This window comes from Psychrobacter sp. CX5 (genome assembly GCF_057621535.2).
Window position 1 is genome coordinate 3,095,474 of the sequence record NZ_CM177735.1, and the last position, 21,462, is coordinate 3,116,935.

A 21,462-nucleotide genomic window follows, 5' to 3' on the forward strand; every position below is an offset into this window, starting at 1 on the left:
ACTGGAGTAGGCTTAACGAGGTTAACGCCGTAACCGTTTAGTAGTTCATTGACTATATATATTACGTGGAGAGTTCATATGAATCAGCACCCCTTACTAGTAGAATTAGAACAAACGGCAGATAAGTTTGTCAAAATCCGTCATGATATTCATCAACACCCTGAACTGGGCTATGAAGAATTTCGTACCAGTGATTTAGTGGCAAAAAATCTTGAAGATTGGGGTTATACGGTTACTCGAGGTTTAGGCGGTACAGGCGTGGTCGGTCAAATTAAAAAAGGCAACGGTAGCCGAACCTTAGGCTTGCGAGCCGATATGGATGCCCTACCCTTAACTGAGCTGACGGATTTACCCTACGCTAGCAAACTTGAAGGAAAAATGCACGCTTGCGGTCACGATGGACATACCGCCATGCTATTGGCAGCGGCCGAGTATTTAGCATTAAACGCAGACTTTAATGGCACACTTAATTTAATATTCCAGCCTGCTGAAGAAGGACTTGCAGGGGCTAAACGTATGATAGATGAGGGCTTGTTTGAAAAATTCCCCTGCGATGCCATATTTGGCATACATAACATGCCAGGCTATAAGCCAGGACAGCTTTGTTTTAATGAACAGGCATTGATGGCATCTGGAGACCGTATCGATGTGACATTGCATGGCAAAGGTGGCCATGGTGCAATGCCTCATTTGGCAAGTGATCCTGTGGTGGCAGGCGCGGCAATTATTATGGGACTACAGACTATTGTTTCTCGTAATATTGACCCGTTAAAAACGGGAGTGATTACGGTTGGGGAATTTAAGTCGGGTCATACCGATAATGTCATCCCCGATACTGCCGTATTAAAACTAAATGTTCGAAGCTTAGACCCTGACTCTCACGCAACATTATTAGACCGTATACAAGAGATGGTGAAACATCTAGCAGCTGCTTATGGTGTGACCGCTAGTTTTGACTTTATCACTCATTATCCTGTGCTCATGAATGACGCTGAACAGACTCAATTTGCTTATAAAGTAGCCCAGGAGTTGATTGGGGAAGATGACACACTCACGGATATAAAACCGTTGACGACCAGTGAAGATTTTGCCTTTTTCTTACAAGAAGTACCAGGGTGTTATTTATTTATTGGTAATGGGGATGAATCCACAGGGGGGCCCGGTGCTTGCTCAATCCATAACCCAAATTATGACTTTGATGACAGTAACATCCCTATCGGGGCTGCTTATTGGGTCTTATTAACCCAAAGATTTTTAGTATAGGTTTACCACTTGTGTTAGTGACACTAAGTCCTATTTGTATCGCTGTACTAAACTAATAGAGTCATTATTCTCGTCACTGTTTGTAACGTCGCCCGTATCGAAAGTCTCACTTTATTCAATAAGATACCTTTTTTTAAAGACTTTTTGGGTTAGTCATTAAGGGCATACTTAGAGACCACATGATTCACTTAATCATATGACGTCTGCTGACGTATAGACAGGTGACATAATTACTCTATGGTAATGTTGTTTTAAGAATGAGATATTTACAGCCGTTTTCTACTTAAGAAAATAGCCCTATGTAGATTAAATAATATGTTATCCATTAATTAAGTTAAAAACTTTCATTTCCTAGCAAACTCAAATCGCTGGATAACCGGTAATATCTTGAATGGATTCGTATAAAGGCTTTAAGCGATCGTACATCTTGAGATACACCTCATTGTATAACCGCTTATAAAGCTGCACATTGGCCTCAATAGGCTCAAACTTCTGGCCTAAATGCGTCATAGCATCACAAGCGGTTTGGTGATCAGGATAGACACCAAGACCAACCGCACAATTAATGGCTGCGCCTAACCCTGTTGCCTCATAGGTATGCGGACGATAAGCAGGCATACCGAAGATATCAGCAGTCAGCTGCATGGCAGAGTCGCTTTGTGAGCCACCGCCAGAAACGCGTAGGTGTTTGATAGGTTTGCCAGTACGTTTTACGATAGTATCAAAGCCCAACTTAAGCTCATAGGCAAGCCCCTCTAAGATGGCGCGGTAAACATGCACGCGCGTGTGCACATCACCAAAACCAATAAGCGCACCCTTGCCCTCAAGTCCCGGATGCCTCACGCCAGGGGACCAATACGGTTGCATTATAAGACCCATTGAGCCTGCAGGGATATCTTTGATAGCCTGGTCGAGTAGCTTCTCGGTATCGATACCTTGATGTTTGGCAAGCTCTTGCTCGTAATGAGCGAACTGCTCTTTAAACCAGCTGACCATCCAAAAGCCGCGATATATCATATATTCTGGATTATAGTAATGAGGTACGGCCGCCGTATAAGGCGGTATGTGTTTGATGACTTTTACATAGTCGGGCGTAAAGGTGCTAATAGTAGCGGTAGTACCAAAGCTTAAACAGGCGGTATCAGTTGCTAAGCCAACCGCTCCCAAGGTCTCACAGGCTTTGTCACTGGCAGCGGCAATCATGGGCGTGCCTTGAGGGATGCCAGTTGCCTCAGAAGCTTTGGCGCTGATTTTACCTAAAGGCTGGCTCGGTTCAACAATTTTTGGCATTTGCTCCGGACGACAACTAAACAAACGCCATTTAAAGTCTTTAGGCTTTAGCCACTTTTGGGCTTTGTAATCATACGGCAGATAGCCCACCGACTGAGCATTAGAGTCAATAAGCTCTCCGGTGAGCTGATAGGTAAGATAGGTTGAAAGGTTGACGTAATGTGCTGTTTTAGCCCAGATTTCAGGTTCATGGTGGGCAATCCAATTACCCCGCGCTTTTTGTTGCGCATCTTTGACCAAATCACCTATGCCAGCCAGTTTGGTAATTGGACCTAAAAACCCAATGTCATTGGTTTTACCCCGGCGCAAATCCATCCACACAATGGCGGGGCGTAACGGCTTTTTGTCTTTATCTAAACAAATCATGGTGTAGCGCTGGGTGGCAAGGCTGACGCCTGCAATTTGGTCAGGCGTGACCGTGCACGTTTTCCATAGCTGTTGGCAAACCTCAGATAACTTTTGCCAATAGTAGTCGGCATGTTGCTCAGCAAAATTAGGTTGACTAGAAAAATAAGGCTCAATCGCTACGCGAGCTTTGCCAACTTCTTGACCAAATTGATCGAAAATAATCGCTCTGACGCTTTGAGTACCGTTGTCAATACTGAGAAAATAGATTGACTCGTCATTATTGTGATTAGTCATGGTATTCCTTTACCAAAGTGCTAGTGTGTCCATTAATATGGAGTAATGCTCATTTACAAGCTCGTTGACAACTTGAGCGTATTATCATTAAAGAACTATGCTACGCAGCTGGCAAATGATAGTAACGATGCCAAAGCTTATCATAGCGCTTAGCTTCTTGTTGCCACTTGGTATCGTCCCAGCCCAGCTCCTGCTGACAGAGCTGCTTTAATCGGTCGCTTATCGGTGGGGTCATAGCGCCGTTTGGTAGTATTAACCCTATTCTGGTTCGCCGCAACAATAAGTCGTCTAAGTGAATGACTTGCTCATAGCGTAACGCAAAACGAATCTCTGCCCACAAGGTATTACTATCGTCGATTTTCACCAAGTCTTCGTCATTCGCAAGCTCAAGTAAGGTGTCTATTTGTCTACCATAGTAGCCTTGCAAACGGTGTTGCAGGGATTCCGGTAAAGTGTCAAAATTGGGATGGGTTGGCACAGGGTTAGTAAAGACGCTATCGTCACTGCTAACATTTAGTTGACGGCTGTTATGTGCGATGTTGTTCTCAAGGTCAGCATTGTGCGCCAAAATGGGTAAACAGGCATTAATGACATCAAGAGCAATCAAGCGAAAGGTGGTTAATTTGCCACCACTCACCGTCACTAAATTATTATCTACCCACACACTGTGGTCGCGTTTCTCTTTACTCGGGCTAACCCGCTTGCCATTACCCGCTGCGGAAATAAGCGGACGCACACCTGCCCAAGTACTGATAATGTCATCACGACTTAATTTGACATCATCAAATAGCTCATTGGTCGCTATTAATAAATAATCGACCTCTTCGCAAGTAATACCCACCTCGTTATCATCTAATGAAGGATGATCTAAATCAGTGGTACCAATCACCGTGCGATTCTCCCATGGAAAAACAAAGACCGCCCTTTTATCGACAGGGTGTAAGAATGTAAAAGCTTGAGTAAGGGGTAGCTGCTCTGGACTGATAACTATATGACTACCGCGCGATGGGCGAATTTGTTTGTGCAAGGGTTTGTTTGTTTGACTTAATGTCGCCAGGGAAGTTTGGCTCTGAGTTTGGCTTAAGGTTGAATTGAGGGTTGTATTATAGGTTTGACTGACAGCCTGCCTGCGTAACGTATCCGCCCAAGCCCCCGTCGCGCTAACCACAACGTTGGCATATACCTCATAGCTAGTCGTATTTTCGTCAATATTAGTATGTGAACTATTATCAGAATCTGTATGAGTAGCCGTATTACTCCCTATCTGATTTGCCGTATCTCTCAGCTTTGCACCTATCACTAGGCCTTGCTCATTGTAAATTAAGCCATCCGCTTTAAGATAATTAATTGCGTGCGCACCGTCATTCATCGCTTCATCTAACACACGCATAACAAGACGCGAATCATCGGTGGACGCATCACTAAATTGACTGGCGCCTAATAGCCTTTCTTTTTTAATTCCTGGATTACGTTTTAAAAACGCATCCCTTTTAAAATATTTAGAATAGCGTTTGCCAGCTATTTTGTCGTATACCTTGAGTAACATATTAAATATCCAAGGTGGCGGAAACTTGCCCTTATAGTGCGGCATAACGTAGTGCATCTCATTGACCAAACCGCTGGCTTCTGTAAGAAAGCGTTCTCGTTCACGTACGCTTTGAACCGTCGTTTTATAATCACCCGATGCAATATAGCGTAGCCCACCGTGCACCATTTTGCTTGAGCGACTCGATGTGCCCCATGCAAAGTCTTTTTGATCAACCAACAATACTGCTAAGCCACGCCTTGCTGCCTCTCGTGCAATCCCTGCACCTGTAATACCGCCACCAATAATGAGTATATCCCAAGGCTCAGAACGTGTATGAACCCTATTTAGCGCCTGCTCTCGTTGTATAGAGGGGTTCATAAATCGTCCTGTAATAACACACCGGGATTCATACGTTGTTCGGGATCTAAACTTTTTAACATATTGGATGTGACTTTAAGCCCCAGCTCTCCCTTTTCAGCTTTAAGGTACGGTGCATGATCACGACCCACACCATGCTGATGCGAGATGGTCGCCTTTCCATTTGCGACACTCAAGCTTGTCGCCTGTTTAATTTTTTGCCAGCGTCGTAAGGTACTAGCGTAATCCTTAGCCGTTCTAAAGAAGTAAGTGGTATACAAGCTGGCGCCCTGTTTATAAACATGAGAGATATGAGTGAAGGCCATGACCTCCTCGCCCTCATCTACTAGAGAGGTTTTTACCGCCTGTTGCATCTGAGCCATCTGCTCGTCAATGTTACTCCAGTTGGTTGCCGTCTCAAAGGTATCTACCATGATACCCCTCTCCCATAACGTACCTCGTAAATAGGGAAACTTAAAACGACCATGCGCCCAGATATTACCCATGATATCGGTCAGCTTACCGGTCACTCCGCCATGCTGTTTTAAGAGTTGTTTCATTTGAGCAAGGGCAAGCTTATTCTGCGCCTTATTGCCTGAGACACCATACGTCAACATCACTTTATCGGATGTCAGTCTACGGGCCTTTAGGTAAGCACTGATGGCAACAAATTGACTAGGTGTGGTGCCCAGGTGCAAATGAGCATCGGTCTCGACCGCATTGCTCAGTCGTAACATAGAGAGACGAACGTCTTGTTGAACTGCTTGTCTAAGTAAGGTTTTGCCCGATTCCCAATTAGGTAGAAAAGCGACTTTAAACAGCTCCTCTTCAGGCAATGGTTGAACGCGCATTTTGACTTCGGTAAAGATACCAGCCCGACCTTCGGTGCCCATCATCATCTCGCGCAAATCTGGGCCGGCAGATGAGGCTGGAATATCTGGAATGTTTAAAATACCTTGGGGTGTGACTAATGTGCCGCCTGCAAACATTTGCTCAATACGGCCGTAGCCTAAAGACTGCTGACCACTAGATCGAGTGGCTATCCAGCCACCTAAAGTAGACAACTCCCAAGACTGAGGATAGTGGCCTAAGCGGTAACCCTGCTCGCCCAACTGTGACTCTACCGCTGGCCCTTGCGCGCCGGCACCAAAAGTTGCGATCTGACTCTCTATATCCAAATCAAGCAGCTGATCCATTTGACTCATGGCTATGGTCAAAACCGGACGTGATTCTTTAATAGGGTTAATGTGTCCAGCCACTGAGGTACCACCGCCAAACGGTATCACAATCAAATCGTGTTCACAGGCTAGCTTCAACAGCATCTCAACGTCTGCAGTATTTTGCGGCATCGCAACGCCATCTGGGAATACCTCAAACTCGCCACTGTGCATGGCTATCCAATCTGGAAAGCTTTGACCACGGGCGTGTCTGAGTCTGACTTCTTTATCCGTTGAGACTATCGATAAGCTCGTAATAGCGTCAGGTAGACGCGACTCAGGAACGGTTTGTAGGACCTGTTGTAAGCTAACAGAAGGTAATTTAGTTGTCTTACCGATATGGGACTTGATTAATTTAGCCCCATGCGGCGAGACTTTTTTATTAAAACTTACGTTACCCCAGCCATTCCAACGCGTTTGTTCGATTGGGGTATTACGGGACATACTATTAGGCGTAGTATTGGACATATTGTCGGACGTATTTTTAAGCGTATTTTTAAACGTATTGTTGGACGTATTAAGTGTACTCATGCGATTTGACCTGTCCATGGTTTATTTTGGGTGCTAAATTTATGAGTTAGATATGGTGTTTTAAAGTTGTTAACCATGCTACTCATATATTTAAGAGTATACTAGATAAAACCGCAGACGCATAAGTTATACATTCTTTAAATATAGTCGAAGCCAGCTAAAAGAGGTACAAGGCAACCGAGTGCAAGTACTACTATAGTAGGCTTAACGCGGTTAACACATTGACTCTTTATAAGTTCGTTGACTATAGTGCGCCTCATGCTACTCTATTCTTAGCTTCTCTAAAATACGACAACAGTCACGACACCGTCAGTTAATATCTAAATGTTTCATACTGTCCCTACTGCGATATATGCATACGATGCTTCAATCTAAACAATGGCAATCTTGTAAATATTGGTATAAATAGTCCCGCCCACGCCAGATGTGCTCGACTAGTAGACTGGTAAATCAGTGAGTTACTTAACCCATCTACAGTGCTGGTGCTAAATTTCCCAGACAGTGTTGCAAGCTTAGCTCATACCTTTATAAAATCGGCATTTAAACCGAGTTTAGAACGTGCTTTTATTAACTATCAGCTATCTGCACCGCTATTTTGATTAAGTTTCACACGCCCAGTTAACTTATGAACAGGTTTTAAGATTCTATAGGCACATAATTACCCCCCATATGGGGGAAGCGTTTATTTGAGTATTGATTATAATTAATTATGTGACGCAGGCTACTAACATACAAAGTCAAGGCACAGCTAAGACATTGTCAAGGACTAGCCCGTTTAGCATAAGGAGTACCTCGCATAATTTTTAGTGTTTGTCATTGCGGTGTATAGATAATTATCAATAGCTTAAATAAAGGGATATCAACGTAATGAAACAGTTAACTGAGACAATAGCACTAACTTTGGCATTGAGTGTGGGTTTAACGGGCTGTGGTTCGACAACAGACGACCCTGCATCGGCGGCCGAGCAAGAGAATGATAACGCATCAGTTGATATGGCAGTAAATGCGATTACCAAGGTAGCCACTAAGGCCATCAATGCCGACATAGAAGATGAGAGCGACCACATTAATATTGAAAGCAACGGTCAAGAGATTACCGTCAGTAATGCCAAGAACCAAGAGATGGCCTCAATTCAAGCAGGATCAAGCATGTCAATACCTGATGACTTTCCTGCAGATACACCTCTGCCAGACGATTTAAAGATATTATCCGTAATGAATGTCGATGGTAAAATTATGATTTCGGGAGCATCGAAGCAAAATGCAACAACATTGATCGAGCAAACTGAGAAAGAGTTAAGGGATATGGGCTGGAAATCGAGTTTTAACACAAATAGCCCTGAAGGCAGCGTGTTCTATTACCAAAAGGGAGAACGGGTTACTGGCTATATTATCGCTAAAGTTGCTCAAAAAGATCTAAAAAACCTTCCAGGCTATGTGTCATCTGTTTCGATAGTAGCTCAAAAATAATGTGTTTTAACGTTTGTCCACCTTTTATCAACAGGTAATAAGACCATGACCGATAATCATAATGTCAGACACATTGAACACGAACTGATTAACTCTTTATACAGCTCGCTGAAAGATGATGATAAATGGCTTGAAATTTACGAAGGCTTTACAAAATATGCAGACCAAATAGGTCATCAAGATCAGACCGTTGCAATGCTGTTAAGTCACATCAAAAACTTACAGGGGCTTAAAAATGACCACAGCCACGTAGAGTCATTGATTAAACAAACGTTTGATAGTCTACCGTTTGGCATTATATTTTTGGATGAAGCACTAAATATTATTCATAAAAACCAGATAGCCTATCAACTCATGGCACAGTGGCAATGTTCAGATAGCTTACCGCAGCAGATATTAAACCCTATATTAGAACAACTGCGCAAAGCCAATACAAACACCTTGCACAATCATTGCATAATAAACGATCGTTCCATACACACGTCGTTAAAACCTCACAAAAATGCGTCAGGGTGTCAATATGTGCTTTATATTTATGATGACACCATTACCTTAAGTTTTGATGTTTTAAATACGCTGTATGGTATCACCCGTAGTGAAGCCCGCGCCGTAAATATGCTTATTAAATACCCCAACACAAAAAAAGCTGCCGAAATACAAGGCATTACTGTAGAGACCATGCGCTCGCATATAAAATCCCTAATGAGCCGTACCGAAACGCATAGTCAACCAGAGCTAATCATCAAATTACTATCAGGCCCGCAGTGGCTATCGCACATCTCTACAGTGAGTGACCATATTGAGCTATTAAAAGAGCGGTTAATTAGTGAGCCCATTATTGAGATTGGCGATACGGAAGGCAAGCTTATACTATATGTGCCCAGTTTATTTAGTTTTGCTTGGGATTTTTTAGAAAACGACTTATTTGGATGGCAAAGTTTTTTTGAAGAGTCTGGTCTATGTCTGGTTATTTTAAACACGCATTGTATGATGCCAGATCACTTTTGGCGTCATGCTACGTTACAAGAAGTTAGCAAACACGTTGTGAAAGAAACCAAACAATGGTTAAAAGATAACCATAAAAAGAATCAACCAATACAACTGGTGGCCAGTGGTAGTGGCTGTGCCATCGTGCTCAATTTTGAAGACTCGTTACCGATACAAGCGATTAAAATGATGTCGCCGATACTGCCGGCACCTTATTTGGTTGCTAAAGATTATAAGCATAAAGACTTCCATAAAATAGCATTAGGTAATCGGATGCCCGAAAACTTATGGTTTAACATTGCCCCTTATCTAATCAATCAAATATCAACTACCCCAGATGTTTACTTTAAACGCACTATCGCCAATCAAAGTTGTGCTAGCGATATCCAACGGGTGGTACGCTGGCATGAAAACCCATTATTAGTGGTCTTGTTTCAAGCATATGTGAGCCGCGCAAAATACAAAATTGCATTTGATTTACGTCTTATTAACCGAGCTTGGTCAGTGAACCTCCCCAGTTGTCCTATACAATTTATTGCTGGCAAGTTTGATATTTATACCAACTTATCTGGCATAAATAGCTTTGTCGCCCAACACCCAAATAGTTCAGTATTGGTCTATGACTCATTGGGCACAGCACTCCCCCGTCAGCAGTTACAAAAGGTATTTTCGGATTGGCGCTTTGTTGAACAAACATCCTAACTCTATCTTGTGCATACAGCTTTTAAGGGCAACTCGACGTAGTCCAGTACCGAGCCTCTACACTACGGTCGCATCTTTGTTGATAACCGTACTGCACGAGATGCCATTCTTGCTGCGATGGAGAGGTTTTGGATGGCTGTTTTATAAAGCTGACTCGATAGCGCTCGGCACTCACCGCATCATCTTTTAATCCGTAGTACGTCACCACCACCACACCTACTTTGGCATTATTGTCATCGGGATAATAAAAATCCTGAACGTTATATGTGTCTACTAAAGGCACGTCGTGTACCTTTAATTTATCCATAGTGCACGCAATCAGCGACTGCTGACTATTGCATGGTGCTATGGCATACGCAACCGCACGGCCATTAACACTCAAACGCTTAAAGTGATTAGGGTTTGCAGCCTTTTGTTTACTAATATATAGCCCTTTATCGGTGCCCGCGTGGTAGCCATGATTAGACCGATTGGCTGAACTTGACCTGTTGTTATAGTCATTGGTATAGCCATTGACCGCCGCATAATCGCCATTAGCCGCCCTATAAATGGTGTCGTCTATTTGGGCAGTCGCTATCATAGATGTGCCCAAGCTTAAGCTTAATATCGTCTTAAAAACCGTCCGCAACACTGTTTTATTCATTCCTATAGATTTCATAACACTCTCCTATGAGTTAGCTTTTATAAATACAAACCTTTTTTATCAACATGGATTAACTGACATATTTTTATACATATCATAAATCCATTTTAACCAACCAATTAATATCATTCCTCCCCCATATGGGGGAAGTTTCATTAAGACTTTTGTTTGATAATAAATCTACCAGCTGATTTAAAGGCGTTATTAGGCAATATGGCTTTGATTTCGCTATCAACAGATCAGTACCTGATTTAAACATGCTTTTAGACCCTGTGTTACTCAATTAATTACAAAGCCATATAATCAAAAGGATAACTCTTATGTTAAACCATACTTATCGAGTCATATTTAACACCTCAACCCAGTGCTACGTGGCAGTAAGTGAGCTGTGTAAATCTAAAGGAAAAACCAAAAGCGTGGTGCAAACTTGTGCCCGTGCAACACTTAGCATTAAAGATAAATCAGCCACGAATGTTAATAACGCTAGGGTATCTGCCGCTGCCCCCTTTAAGCTCAAGCTACTATTATCAGTGATCAGCTCGGTCATCGCCAGTAGTGTGTTAATCACCCCTGCCAATGCAGCAGATTGTACGGATGCAACCATTAATTCAACTGAACTTGAATGCGGTAGAAATAGTGCGGCAACAGGTAATTATAGCTCTGCTTATGGAGTTCTCAGCAATGCAACAGCTGAGCAAAGCTCGGCTTATGGATCTGCCAGCCAAGCAACAGGTGAATTTAGCTCCGCTTATGGAGCTAGCAGCCAAGCAACAGGCCTTAATAGCTCTGTTTATGGAGCTGGCAGCTATGCAACAGGTAATAATAGCTCTGCTTATGGAGTTAGCAGCCTAGCATACTCTCATAAGAGCTCTGCTTATGGATCTGAAAGCTTTATTGGCGAAGAAAGTGTCGCAGGCGTAGCAGTCGGTCACAAAAGTGGCGTATATAAATCTGTTGCAGGTACAGCCGTAGGGGCTGGCAGTATTATTAATGGTCATGGTGCAGTTGCCATCGGGGGTGGTACTGGTTTTTTTGAGCTGTATATGCCAAAACAAGGTGCTATAGAGCAAGCGGACTTTACCGCTATCAATACTGCCGAAAAAGTTAATGATGATGGTCGAGTTTACAAAGATGGCTTTGACATCAATGGCAACCCTATTAAGGTTTATCAGTATGCCGATACCGATTATGAAGAGATGGGACGTGCAGCTAGAGCTGATGGCGTGTATGCCGTCGCACTTGGTAATGAAAGCGTCGCTAATATCAGAGACAGTGTGGCGTTGGGCAGCAACAGCGTAGCCAATGTAGATGCAGGGGTGGCAGGCTATGACCCAGCCACTAAAGCTGCCAGTACCAATACTGATGCCACATGGCAGGCAACGCACGCGGCTGTGAGTGTGGGTAATGCTTTAGATGCCGACCCTACTAAGTGGACTACCCGCCAAATCACTGGTGTGGCAGCTGGTGCAGCCGATACCGATGCGGTGAACGTGGCACAGCTAAAAAAGGTACAAACCACTGCCAATGCTGTGGCAGGGGCGGTGATGTACGACGATATTGCCCTAAAAGATAGCGTGACTTTGGGGGGAGTTGGTGCTGCTGTGCCAGTAACTGTCTCTAACCTTAAAGCAGGGGTACTCAGCGTCAACAGTACTGACGCTGTCAACGGTAGTCAGCTATTTAACGCCAACGAAAACATATCTGCAAACACGACTGCTATTACAACAAAAGTGGCACAAACCGACTTTGATAGCAGTCAGCAGGCACAAGATAATGCTATCAAGGCTGCCCGTAGTGAAGTGGTGGTTGGACAAAATACTAACGTCAGTACAACGCAAGGAGCAGATGGTCAGACCATATACAACGTTTCTAGCAAAGACAACGTTGTCTTTACTACAGTAACAACAGGGAACACGCTAGTAAATTCTAATGGTATCAATATAACTGATGGTATGGGTAGTACACCTGTGGTACTGAATGCTATAGGGTTAGATAACGGTGGTAACAAGATAACTAATGTGTCAGATGGAGTCAATAATACTGATGCCGTTAATATGCAGCAGCTTAACTCTGTTGCTGCTATAAGCAATACCGCTGTTATGTACGACGATATTGTCCTAAAAGATAGCGTGACTTTGGGTAATGTAGGTACGCCAGTTAATATTGCTAATGTCGCCAATGCTACCAGCACTTTTGACGCCGTTAACTTTGGGCAACTTGAAGGTGTTGCGACTGTATTGGGTGGTGGTGCAAGCTTTAATAACGCTGGGGCTTTTCAAGCCCCAACTTATACCATAAACAACCAAAACTTTAATGATGTGGGCAGTGCCTTTACCGCAGTAGATGGGCGACTCACTAGCCTTGAGGGTCAAATAGGTGGCGGGGTTGGTGCTAAAGGAGATAGTGCCTATCAAGTTGCTGTAACAAATGGTTTTGCAGGTACTGAACAACAATGGTTGGACAGTTTAAAAGGGGATAAAGGCGACAAAGGTGACAAAGGCGACATGGGTGCTCAAGGTCCTGATGGTCCACAAGGTCCTAAGGGTGACAAAGGCGACAAAGGTGACATGGGCGCTCAAGGTCCTGCTGGTCCACAAGGCCCTAAGGGCGACAAAGGTGACAAAGGTGACATGGGCGCTCAAGGTCCTGCTGGTCCACAAGGCCCTGCTGGTGCGGGTGGCGCAGGTGGCGGTGCTCAAGGTCCTGTTGGTCCACAAGGCCCTAAAGGTGACAAAGGGGATATGGGCGCTCAAGGTCCTAAAGGTGACAAGGGAGACCAAGGCGATCAGGGGCCAGCCGGACAAGATGGTGTAGATGGTGCTCAAGGTCCTAAAGGCGACAAAGGTGACGTGGGCGCTCAAGGTCCTAAAGGTGACAAGGGCGATGTTGGTATAACTGATGCAGAAAAAACACAAATAATTGACCAAATTGACGCAAACAGAAAAAATAGCCCGCACTTTGTTAGCTTTAACATAGAAGACGCGTCAACCAGTGCAAACTATAATAACGCAGGCGCCACTGGCAAACAGTCGGTCGCAATTGGTAAAGGGGCTACGAGTAGTGCTGAAAATAGTATGGCGTTTGGTAACGATGCTTCGGCAGATCATGACAACGCTGTAGCAATAGGCACAGGTTCTAAAACCAGTGCGTCAAATACCGTATCGGTAGGTAACGCTAATAACCAACGCCGTGTGACAAACCTTGCCGCAGGTATTGAAGCAAATGATGCCGTGAATAAGTCACAGCTTGATAAAGCACGTGCAGAAGCCTTTAATTATACAGACAGACGCATTGATAAACTCGATGAGCGTACCAATTCTGCAATAGCAGGCTCGCTCGCCTTTGGCGCTATCAATACGCCCAATGTACCAGGTAAAGTTAGTATGGGAGTTGGTGCAGGCTCATGGGAAGGTGAAATGGGTTATGCTGTTGGCATTGGCTATACCGCCCCAAATAGTCAGTATTCAATTAGTGGTGCTTTTGGTGGCAGTGGTGACCAAAAAGGCGGTAATCTTGGAATCAGCTTTACTTTTGATTAGATAGAACTTACGCAATGCATGAATTAAGATGGTTTTAAACGATTGGTAATTATTTTTGGAACGGCTTCGTGCTCCCTTAAGACGATTCAGAAATGATTGCCAGTTGTCTCATCAGCTCGATGTGCGTAAGTCCTTTTGAATTTAAGATGTATTTATGATGCAATAGTTCTATATATTCTTCAACCTTTCTTGATTGACTCAGCATAACTTGTGTCTGGGTACTCAGTATGGCTATTGGCGTGCGTAGTTCATGGGCAATATTGTCAGAATATCGCGATAAAGATTCAAAATTATCTTCCATTTTACTCATCATAATATTATAGGACTCAGCAAGCGGACGCAGCTCACTGGGCATATCAGACACGGTAATACGCTCACCGAGTTGCTCAAAGCTAATGCTTTTCATTTTTTGAACAAAGGTCGTCAACGGAGAAAAACCCCAATAGACACTGAGCGTTGCAATTGAGATTAGTAACAGGGTTATGGCAAGTAGGATAAGTTTTAACTGCCATTTAAATTGATGAAGGTATAAGTGATGGACGTCAATGGGTAAGGCTAATAAATAAATGGCAGCGGTGTTATCAATAATTATACTGCGGTACGGTCTATTATTTAGGGTCAATTCAAATTGTTTATTATCGTGCTTTTTTAATAATTCACGTATATTGAGCTGCCTGACAGCTAACTGCTCTGCACTTGCCGTTTGGTCTATTAATAACAGTCCATTAGCATCAAATTTAAACACCTTTATATCGTAATCCAAACCACCAGAATGCAGATGACTAGTGACATTTTGCGGGTTAGCTAAATTTTCACTATCGTTTAAAGAATTGCTATCTAATGTATGTCTTAAACTATATGCCGAATGAGTTAAAATCTCTGCATCCATAACTTCAAAATGGCTATTTACTGAACGTTGAATCCAAAAATAAACCACGATTTGTGACACAACCACAAATACGGTGAGTAAAATGACTGTGCGCCATAGCAGTGAGATTCTAATATTCATTCGGCAAATTTCTTATTAGTAATACGTCAATTTTGTCGATTAGATGGTTTTAGGTTCATATTATTCTTCAAGCTTATAACCCATGCCACGCACTGTATGGATTAGTTTGGTCTCAAACCCTTCATCTATTTTCATTCGAAGACGTCTGAAAGCCACATCAATGACATTGGTATCACTGTCAAAATTCATATCCCAAACCTGTGAGGCAATAATTGAACGTGGTAACACCTCCCCTTTTCTCTCAATCATAAACTGTAACAGTAAGAACTCTTTCGATGTCAATTGAATAGAGGTGTTGCCTCTATAAACAGTGCGTTTGGCAAGGTCTAGTGTTAAATCGGCTATTTTAAGCTGAGTACTTAGGTATTCTGACTGACTCGACCTTCTCAATAAACTTTTAAGACGTACCACCAATTCTGCAAAGGCAAACGGCTTGGTCAGGTAATCGTCTCCTCCAATTTCAATACCTTTAATGCGGTCTTCTAAACTATCTTTGGCGGTTAGAAACAACACGGGAGTGATATGACCTGCTGCACGGAAGTTTTTGACCAGCTCAAATCCGCTTATATCTGGTAACATAACATCCATAATGATGGCATTGTAGCTCTCAGACATCATTGCATGGTAGCCGTCCAAGCCATTTTGCTTGTGATCAACAAGAAAGCCTGACTCGGTTAAGCCCTTTTTGATATAGTCGCCCAGCTTGACCTCATCTTCGACTAATAAGATTTTCATTTAAGCCTCAATAAATTAATATAACTAGGACTTACACATATTAAGAAAATGTGACGACTGGCAATTATTATTGAATCGTCTAAAGATTGAGCGAAGCCGCTCCAAAAATAATTACCAGTCATTTTATAACATCGTTCAATCATATTTTGCGTAAGTCCTAATAAACAGTCTTCATGTTAGAACAATAGAACCTAATTTAATAGCATCTTGCCCTCAACATGACAATTTTGTAATGTTGGCGTCATGTTGGTGTCATTCAAAAACCCGTATCATTACCATGAAAAGATTCTAATCCAATCTTAATTCAACTCTTATACTCTATAAAAAGGTAAACCAATGATAGCTTTTAACAAGATTTTAGTCACTGTAGCAGCTCTAACGATTGCCACAAGTGCCATGGCTCATGATCCTAAACTCCATGCACAAAAAGACCAAATGAATTGCGAGAAAATGAGCAAACACATGCAAATGATGAAAAACATGGATCATAGCAAAATGGATATGAATGACCCTGCTATGCAATCAATGATGGCAAATATGAGTAAAATGCAACAGATGTATGCCAAGCACTGTGTTAGCTCAACCGATAACAAGTAGCTTTATCTTCAGCTTCAAACCCCAAAATTCCCTATCAAATCAGATGTAGCTTAAGGGAATATCAGGGGATAAAGCGGAATGTAATATTTAGCCTTTTTTAAAATCTCATAGCTTTTAACTAATAGCTCTTTAATGAACACCCCTTTAATTACTTAAGTAGGACTCAAATGATAAAGTTTATTTTAGGGAGTGTGACCACCCTAGTTGTTATGTTAATTGTCGCTTACGCAGTCCTTTTAAGTGGACGAATAAATGTTGGTGCTGACCATGAACATAGCCCAATCATTTATAACCTAATAGAAAAAGCACGAGTCAATTCAATTAAACATGCTAGCAAAGACATTGTTGTTCCGAAACTTAATGAACCTGCAATGATAAGTGCAGGCGGTGCCGATTATAAAGATATGTGCGCCAGTTGCCATTTATCACCCGACGTATCCGCAACTGATTTAAGCTTAGGTTTATATCCTAAACCTCCAAATTTTACGGATGCTAGTGTCGTCAGTCGCTTTGCAGACGATGAAGGCGCTAAACAAGGATTTTGGGCGATCAAACATGGCATTATGGCATCTGGTATGCCTGCATGGGGGGCAACGCATGATGATGATAGAATGTGGGCAATGATTGCTTTTATCAAAACCTTACCCAACTTAACGGCCAATCAATACACCATGCTCACGACAAGGTTCGATACAGAAATGATGGATGATTCTATGGATGACTCAATGGATGGCATGATGGATGGCATGATGGATGATTCTATGGACGACATAATGGAAGATATGCAACATTAAAATGACAGTTGAGGTAGTAGTATGCAAAACTCTAATATTAGGTCTGTTAAATCCATAGGTGGGTCAATACTATTTGGCTTGATGTTATCCTTAACGGCTTGCGGTGCGCCAAACAACCCCGACTCTGTGGTAGAAACTAAAGAGTCTATTTCTGAAAATACAGCAACAACACAACCCAAGCTTAGCGAAGCTGATAATAACCATAATAGCGCGTCTGTATTGCAAGGTGTTAATGCCACCGTTTATAAAGATGCGAATTGTGGCTGTTGTACCAAGTGGATCAGCTACGCCAACAAAGCGGGATTACAATCTACCTATCAACATCCTGAAGCATTAAACTTGGTAAAAGATCGTTATGGTGTCCCTGAAGCATTGCGCTCTTGCCATACGACGGTCACCGAAGACGGCTATGTGTTCGAAGGTCATATCCCAGCAACATTTATAGCTCAATTTTTAGCCAATCCACCGTCTGATGCTATCGGATTGGCAGTTCCTAGTATGCCAGTGGGTAGTCCTGGTATGGAATTTGAGGGTAAATTTATGCCTTATCAGGTTTTTGTTATACATAAAGATGGTTCTTATGAGGTGTTTGCGTCCGTTGATTCCCCAGAACAGCAGCTTTAAGGCATTACGATAGCTGGTATGGTTCATTTTTAAGGGTGTGCTATTCAAATTATTATTATTAAATTTTATCCCTTTATGTTGACATAATGCTGGATTTATATCTTCGAATCACTCTGATTCATATCTTTATTAGGTTGTATGATGAATAACAAACATAACTTAAACCGTAGAAGGTTTATATCTGGGGTGGGATTAGTGGCTGGAAGCACGGTTATTGCCCCTGCTTGGGCAAGCTCAAATTTAGGCAGTATCAATAGTGGTCATCTCAATCCAGCTACTGACCAAACTCCTGTATTAACGGGTACTGAGTTTGACTTATATATCAACAAAGTGCCTGTGACTATCGCCGGTAGAAAAACCACAGCAACCTTAGTTAACAACTCCCTGCCTGCGCCGACTCTGAAAATGAGAGAAGGCGATACAGTCACAATTCGAGTCCATAATGAGATGGATGAGACCACCTCCATTCACTGGCATGGGCTATTAGTACCTTTTGAAATGGATGGTGTTCCCGGTATTAGTTTTGCAGGTATTCCTCCTAAAAGCACCTTTACCTATCGGTTTACCCTAAAGCAATCTGGCACGTATTGGTATCACTCGCATTCTGGGTTTCAAGAGCAGACCGGTATGCTGGGTGCTATTGTTATTGAGCCTAAAACTCGTGAGCGTTATCCGATTAGTGAAGATCATATGGTAGTACTGAGTGATTGGACTTTTCGAGACCCTCATAACTTGTTAAAGCTATTAAAACAGCGTGCTGATTTTGATAACTACCATCTTCCCGATTTTAAGAAGCTACTGGCGGACATTGCCCAGACTGATATTAAAACAGCAATGGATAAGCGTAAGATGTGGAATCAGATGCGAATGATGCCAACTGATTTTAGCGACTTAACGGGTGAAAACACCTTTACCTATCTCATTAATGGTAGACCCTCAACCGAGGCTTGGTATCAAAAAGTGAAAGCTGGTCAACCTGTAAAGCTTCGATTCATTAACGCCTCAGCTCAAACGATATTTGATGTACGAATACCGGGTCTGAAAATGAAGGTAGTGGCAACAGATGGCGTCGATGTAGAACCTGTTAGCATTGACGATATTCGAATTGGTGTAGCCGAAACTTACGATGTTATTATCACGCCAACTCATGATGCACATACTATTTTTGCGCAAAATGTGGATCGTACAGGTTATGTGACAGCGACACTTGCCACCAAAGATAATGCATATGTGGCTGCCTCAGCTATCCCTAAAATGGATGGTGTAGAGTGGCTGACCATGGCCGATATGATGGGTGACATGAGTGGTAAGTTTACAGCCAACCACGCCCATACCGAATATGACTTTAAAACAGACATGCGTGTTGACACGCCTAGAGTGAATCTTGATGATCCGGGTATTAATTTGCGAAATGTTAATAGAGACGTGCTGACTTATGACCAGTTACGCAGTGTTGATGATCTCATTTTTGCTGAGCAATTAAAACCGACCCGTGAGCTTGAGTTGCACCTCACTGGCAATATGGAACGCTATATTTGGGCGTTTGATGGGGTTAAATTTAGCGATGCGACTCCAGTCAATATTAAACCTGGTGAGCGAGTTCGTATTACCTTAGTTAATGACACTATGATGATGCACCCAATGCATTTGCATGGCAAGTGGAGTGATATAAGGGCACCATCAGGCGAGTTTCAAGTGAGAAAGCATACCATGTTAATTCATCCGGCCCAAAAAGTGAGTTTTGATGTAACTGGTGAGCAAGGGAGATGGGCTTGGCATTGCCATATTTTATATCATATGGAAGCAGGTATGTTCCGAGAAGTCGCCGTTGTTTAATTCCTAAAAATTATATTTTGACAGAGCCATCAAATGAAAACGCATAAGATAGGTTATTTTACGCTCAGTATCGTGTCAATGGTTTTAGCCCCTTCTGTTGCATTGGCATCAACGTCGTCTGCAGAGGCTAACTTACAACCACTTAAAATGTACGACATGGATCACAGCTCAATGGATATGTCAGGCATGGATCATAGCTCAATGGATATGTCGGATATGGATCACAGCTCAATGGATATGTCGGATATGGATCACAGCTCAATGGATATGTCGGGCATGGATCACAGCTCGATGGATATGTCAGGCATGCAAGGTGGTAAACCACCAAAAAGTGCCCGTAGCCCCGATTACTCCAACGGCATTGATTATGGCAAGTTTGGCAAACCCATGATGATGGGCGATATGCCGACTTGGGGGGTATCTGTTTCTGATTTGGGCTATAACTTTGATGAGGACAATATTAATTTTGAGACAACTGCTTGGTATGGTACTGATGAAAAGCGTGTTATTTTTGAAAGCGAAGGTAGTGCATAAACGAAAGATGATAAAGTAATTGATAGCTTATCCTCGTTGTCTTATTGGAAACCACTAAGTATCTTTTGGAATGGTCGCTTAGGCGTGGCTTATGATACGGCATTGGATGACGCCGCTGTCATGGCAGGTATTGAAGGGACGGCACCCTACTTTATCGAAACCAGCGCCAATGCGTATTTATATCCTAATGGTCAACTTAGAGTAAACGCTGGCGCTGAATACGAATGGCGACTCAATCAGCATTGGGTAGTTATACCTGAAGTAGAAATCACCGCATTTAGCAAAGATGATGAGGCACAACATATAAGAAAAGGGTTTAATGAACTTGAGAGTAAAGTTAGACTCACCTATGAGACCCTAAACCGTCAAGTAGCCCCTTATATTGGAGTCAGTTACGAAACCGCACTGGGTGCAAATCGAGGACAGCACCGAGCGCATGGAGAATCAGTAGACTCAAGCATTGTGATAGCTGGGCTAAGTTTCTGGTTCTAGTATCCGTTATCAGGAGACCACAGTGCAACAGGCAACAGAGCACAATGCGCATCATTCAGAGTCAGGTATGAACCCTTATCTGAAATTTACGTTAATGATCCTTACTTCAACTTTGATAATGTACGTGATGATGTACTTCAACACTTATAAGTGGGAACACGTTTATTTTAGTGAAACTAGGGCTTATATGGCTCTATATATGGGCGCTGGCATGGCAGTAATAATGCTGGCATTTATGGGTAATATGTATAAGAACACTACGCTTAACCTTTTGATATATGGTATTAGTGTGGTGATATTTGCTTTTGGTCTTTGGGGCGTGCGCTCTCAGCAAACGATCGATCAGGTCGATTGGATGCAAGCAATGATTCCACATCACTCGATTGCCATTTTGACCAGTTCACGGGCGCACATTGAAGACCCTAGAGTTCAGAAGCTTGCAGATGACATAATTGAGGCACAGCAGCGTGAAATTAAGGAGATGCAGGCTCTGATCGAAGAGCTAGAGTAATTTATACCTTATTTCTTAAATAACCTATCCTTGTTAAACTCGGTCAAGCTCATTAAATTGACTATTTGTCGCGTCTGATTTATTGAGTGTGAACTTGCCCTTCCCCGATAGGTTGATTTCTAGATTTGGTAGTAATTAAAGTCTGTTTTATAAGTATATTT

Annotated in this window: 16 protein-coding genes and 1 pseudogene; 11 read left to right on the forward strand and 6 right to left on the reverse strand. The window is 42.7% G+C overall.

The features are described 5' to 3' along the window. The first annotated feature begins 78 nt into the window (after positions 1–78). A complete protein-coding gene (locus tag AC21OG_RS11870) occupies positions 79–1,263 on the forward strand; it encodes a M20 aminoacylase family protein (RefSeq protein WP_487378264.1) in 1,185 nt (394 codons plus the stop codon). 360 nt (positions 1,264–1,623) lie between these two features. On the opposite strand, the gene AC21OG_RS11875 is transcribed toward AC21OG_RS11870, so the two are convergent. From AC21OG_RS11875 to AC21OG_RS11885, 3 genes are all read right to left on the reverse strand, one after another. Further along, positions 1,624–3,195, reverse strand: coding sequence for an FGGY-family carbohydrate kinase (locus tag AC21OG_RS11875; protein WP_487378265.1), 1,572 nt, complete (start codon positions 3,193–3,195; stop codon positions 1,624–1,626). Positions 3,196–3,295: 100 nt separating this feature from the next. After that, complete coding sequence (locus tag AC21OG_RS11880; protein WP_487378267.1) at positions 3,296–5,101, reverse strand: glycerol-3-phosphate dehydrogenase/oxidase; 1,806 nt, start codon at positions 5,099–5,101, stop codon at positions 3,296–3,298. Next, on the reverse strand, positions 5,098–6,828 hold the full coding sequence (locus tag AC21OG_RS11885; protein ID WP_487378268.1) for an FAD-binding oxidoreductase: 1,731 nt from the start codon (positions 6,826–6,828) through the stop codon (positions 5,098–5,100). Before AC21OG_RS11885 ends, AC21OG_RS11880 begins: the two co-directional genes overlap by 4 nt. 867 nt (positions 6,829–7,695) lie before the next feature. Here AC21OG_RS11885 and AC21OG_RS11890 point away from each other — a divergent pair. Further along, positions 7,696–8,298, forward strand: coding sequence for a hypothetical protein (locus AC21OG_RS11890; protein WP_487378269.1), 603 nt, complete (start codon positions 7,696–7,698; stop codon positions 8,296–8,298). Positions 8,299–8,343: 45 nt separating this feature from the next. Further along, entirely contained in the window at positions 8,344–9,987 is a 1,644-nt protein-coding gene (locus AC21OG_RS11895; RefSeq protein ID WP_487378270.1) for a helix-turn-helix transcriptional regulator, read from the forward strand. A gap of 22 nt (positions 9,988–10,009) precedes the next feature. On the opposite strand, the gene AC21OG_RS11900 is transcribed toward AC21OG_RS11895, so the two are convergent. Continuing rightward, a complete protein-coding gene (locus AC21OG_RS11900) occupies positions 10,010–10,645 on the reverse strand; it encodes a hypothetical protein (protein WP_487378272.1) in 636 nt (211 codons plus the stop codon). Between the two features lie 305 nt (positions 10,646–10,950). Between AC21OG_RS11900 and AC21OG_RS11905 the strand changes: the two genes are divergently transcribed. Further along, positions 10,951–14,169, forward strand: coding sequence for an ESPR-type extended signal peptide-containing protein (locus tag AC21OG_RS11905; protein ID WP_487378273.1), 3,219 nt, complete (start codon positions 10,951–10,953; stop codon positions 14,167–14,169). A gap of 148 nt (positions 14,170–14,317) precedes the next feature. Here the strand turns inward: AC21OG_RS11905 and AC21OG_RS11910 are convergent. Next, positions 14,318–15,178: pseudogene (locus tag AC21OG_RS11910) on the reverse strand (sensor histidine kinase); the annotation flags it as partial. Between the two features lie 60 nt (positions 15,179–15,238). Next, entirely contained in the window at positions 15,239–15,913 is a 675-nt protein-coding gene (locus AC21OG_RS11915) for a heavy metal response regulator transcription factor (RefSeq protein ID WP_487378275.1), read from the reverse strand. A 336-nt stretch (positions 15,914–16,249) separates the two neighbouring features. On the opposite strand from AC21OG_RS11915, the gene AC21OG_RS11920 reads away from it, so the two are divergent. From AC21OG_RS11920 to AC21OG_RS11950, 7 genes are all read left to right on the forward strand, one after another. Beyond that, positions 16,250–16,510 (forward strand): hypothetical protein, encoded by a 261-nt coding sequence (locus AC21OG_RS11920; protein ID WP_487378276.1) that lies wholly within the window; start codon positions 16,250–16,252, stop codon positions 16,508–16,510. A gap of 167 nt (positions 16,511–16,677) precedes the next feature. Continuing rightward, positions 16,678–17,304 (forward strand): c-type cytochrome, encoded by a 627-nt coding sequence (locus tag AC21OG_RS11925; RefSeq protein ID WP_487378277.1) that lies wholly within the window; start codon positions 16,678–16,680, stop codon positions 17,302–17,304. A 21-nt stretch (positions 17,305–17,325) separates the two neighbouring features. Then, positions 17,326–17,928, forward strand: a complete 603-nt coding sequence (locus tag AC21OG_RS11930; protein ID WP_487378279.1) for a DUF411 domain-containing protein — start codon at positions 17,326–17,328, stop codon at positions 17,926–17,928. Between the two features lie 138 nt (positions 17,929–18,066). After that, positions 18,067–19,764, forward strand: a complete 1,698-nt coding sequence (locus AC21OG_RS11935; RefSeq protein WP_491185048.1) for a copper resistance system multicopper oxidase — start codon at positions 18,067–18,069, stop codon at positions 19,762–19,764. A gap of 33 nt (positions 19,765–19,797) precedes the next feature. Then, a complete protein-coding gene (locus tag AC21OG_RS11940; RefSeq protein WP_487378281.1) occupies positions 19,798–20,298 on the forward strand; it encodes a hypothetical protein in 501 nt (166 codons plus the stop codon). Positions 20,299–20,334: 36 nt separating this feature from the next. Next, a complete protein-coding gene (locus AC21OG_RS11945) occupies positions 20,335–20,790 on the forward strand; it encodes a copper resistance protein B (protein WP_487378282.1) in 456 nt (151 codons plus the stop codon). Between the two features lie 22 nt (positions 20,791–20,812). After that, positions 20,813–21,301 carry a DUF305 domain-containing protein gene (locus tag AC21OG_RS11950; RefSeq protein WP_487378283.1) on the forward strand — a complete coding sequence of 163 codons (489 nt, stop codon included), beginning with the start codon at positions 20,813–20,815 and terminating at the stop codon, positions 21,299–21,301. Positions 21,302–21,462 lie beyond the last annotated feature (161 nt).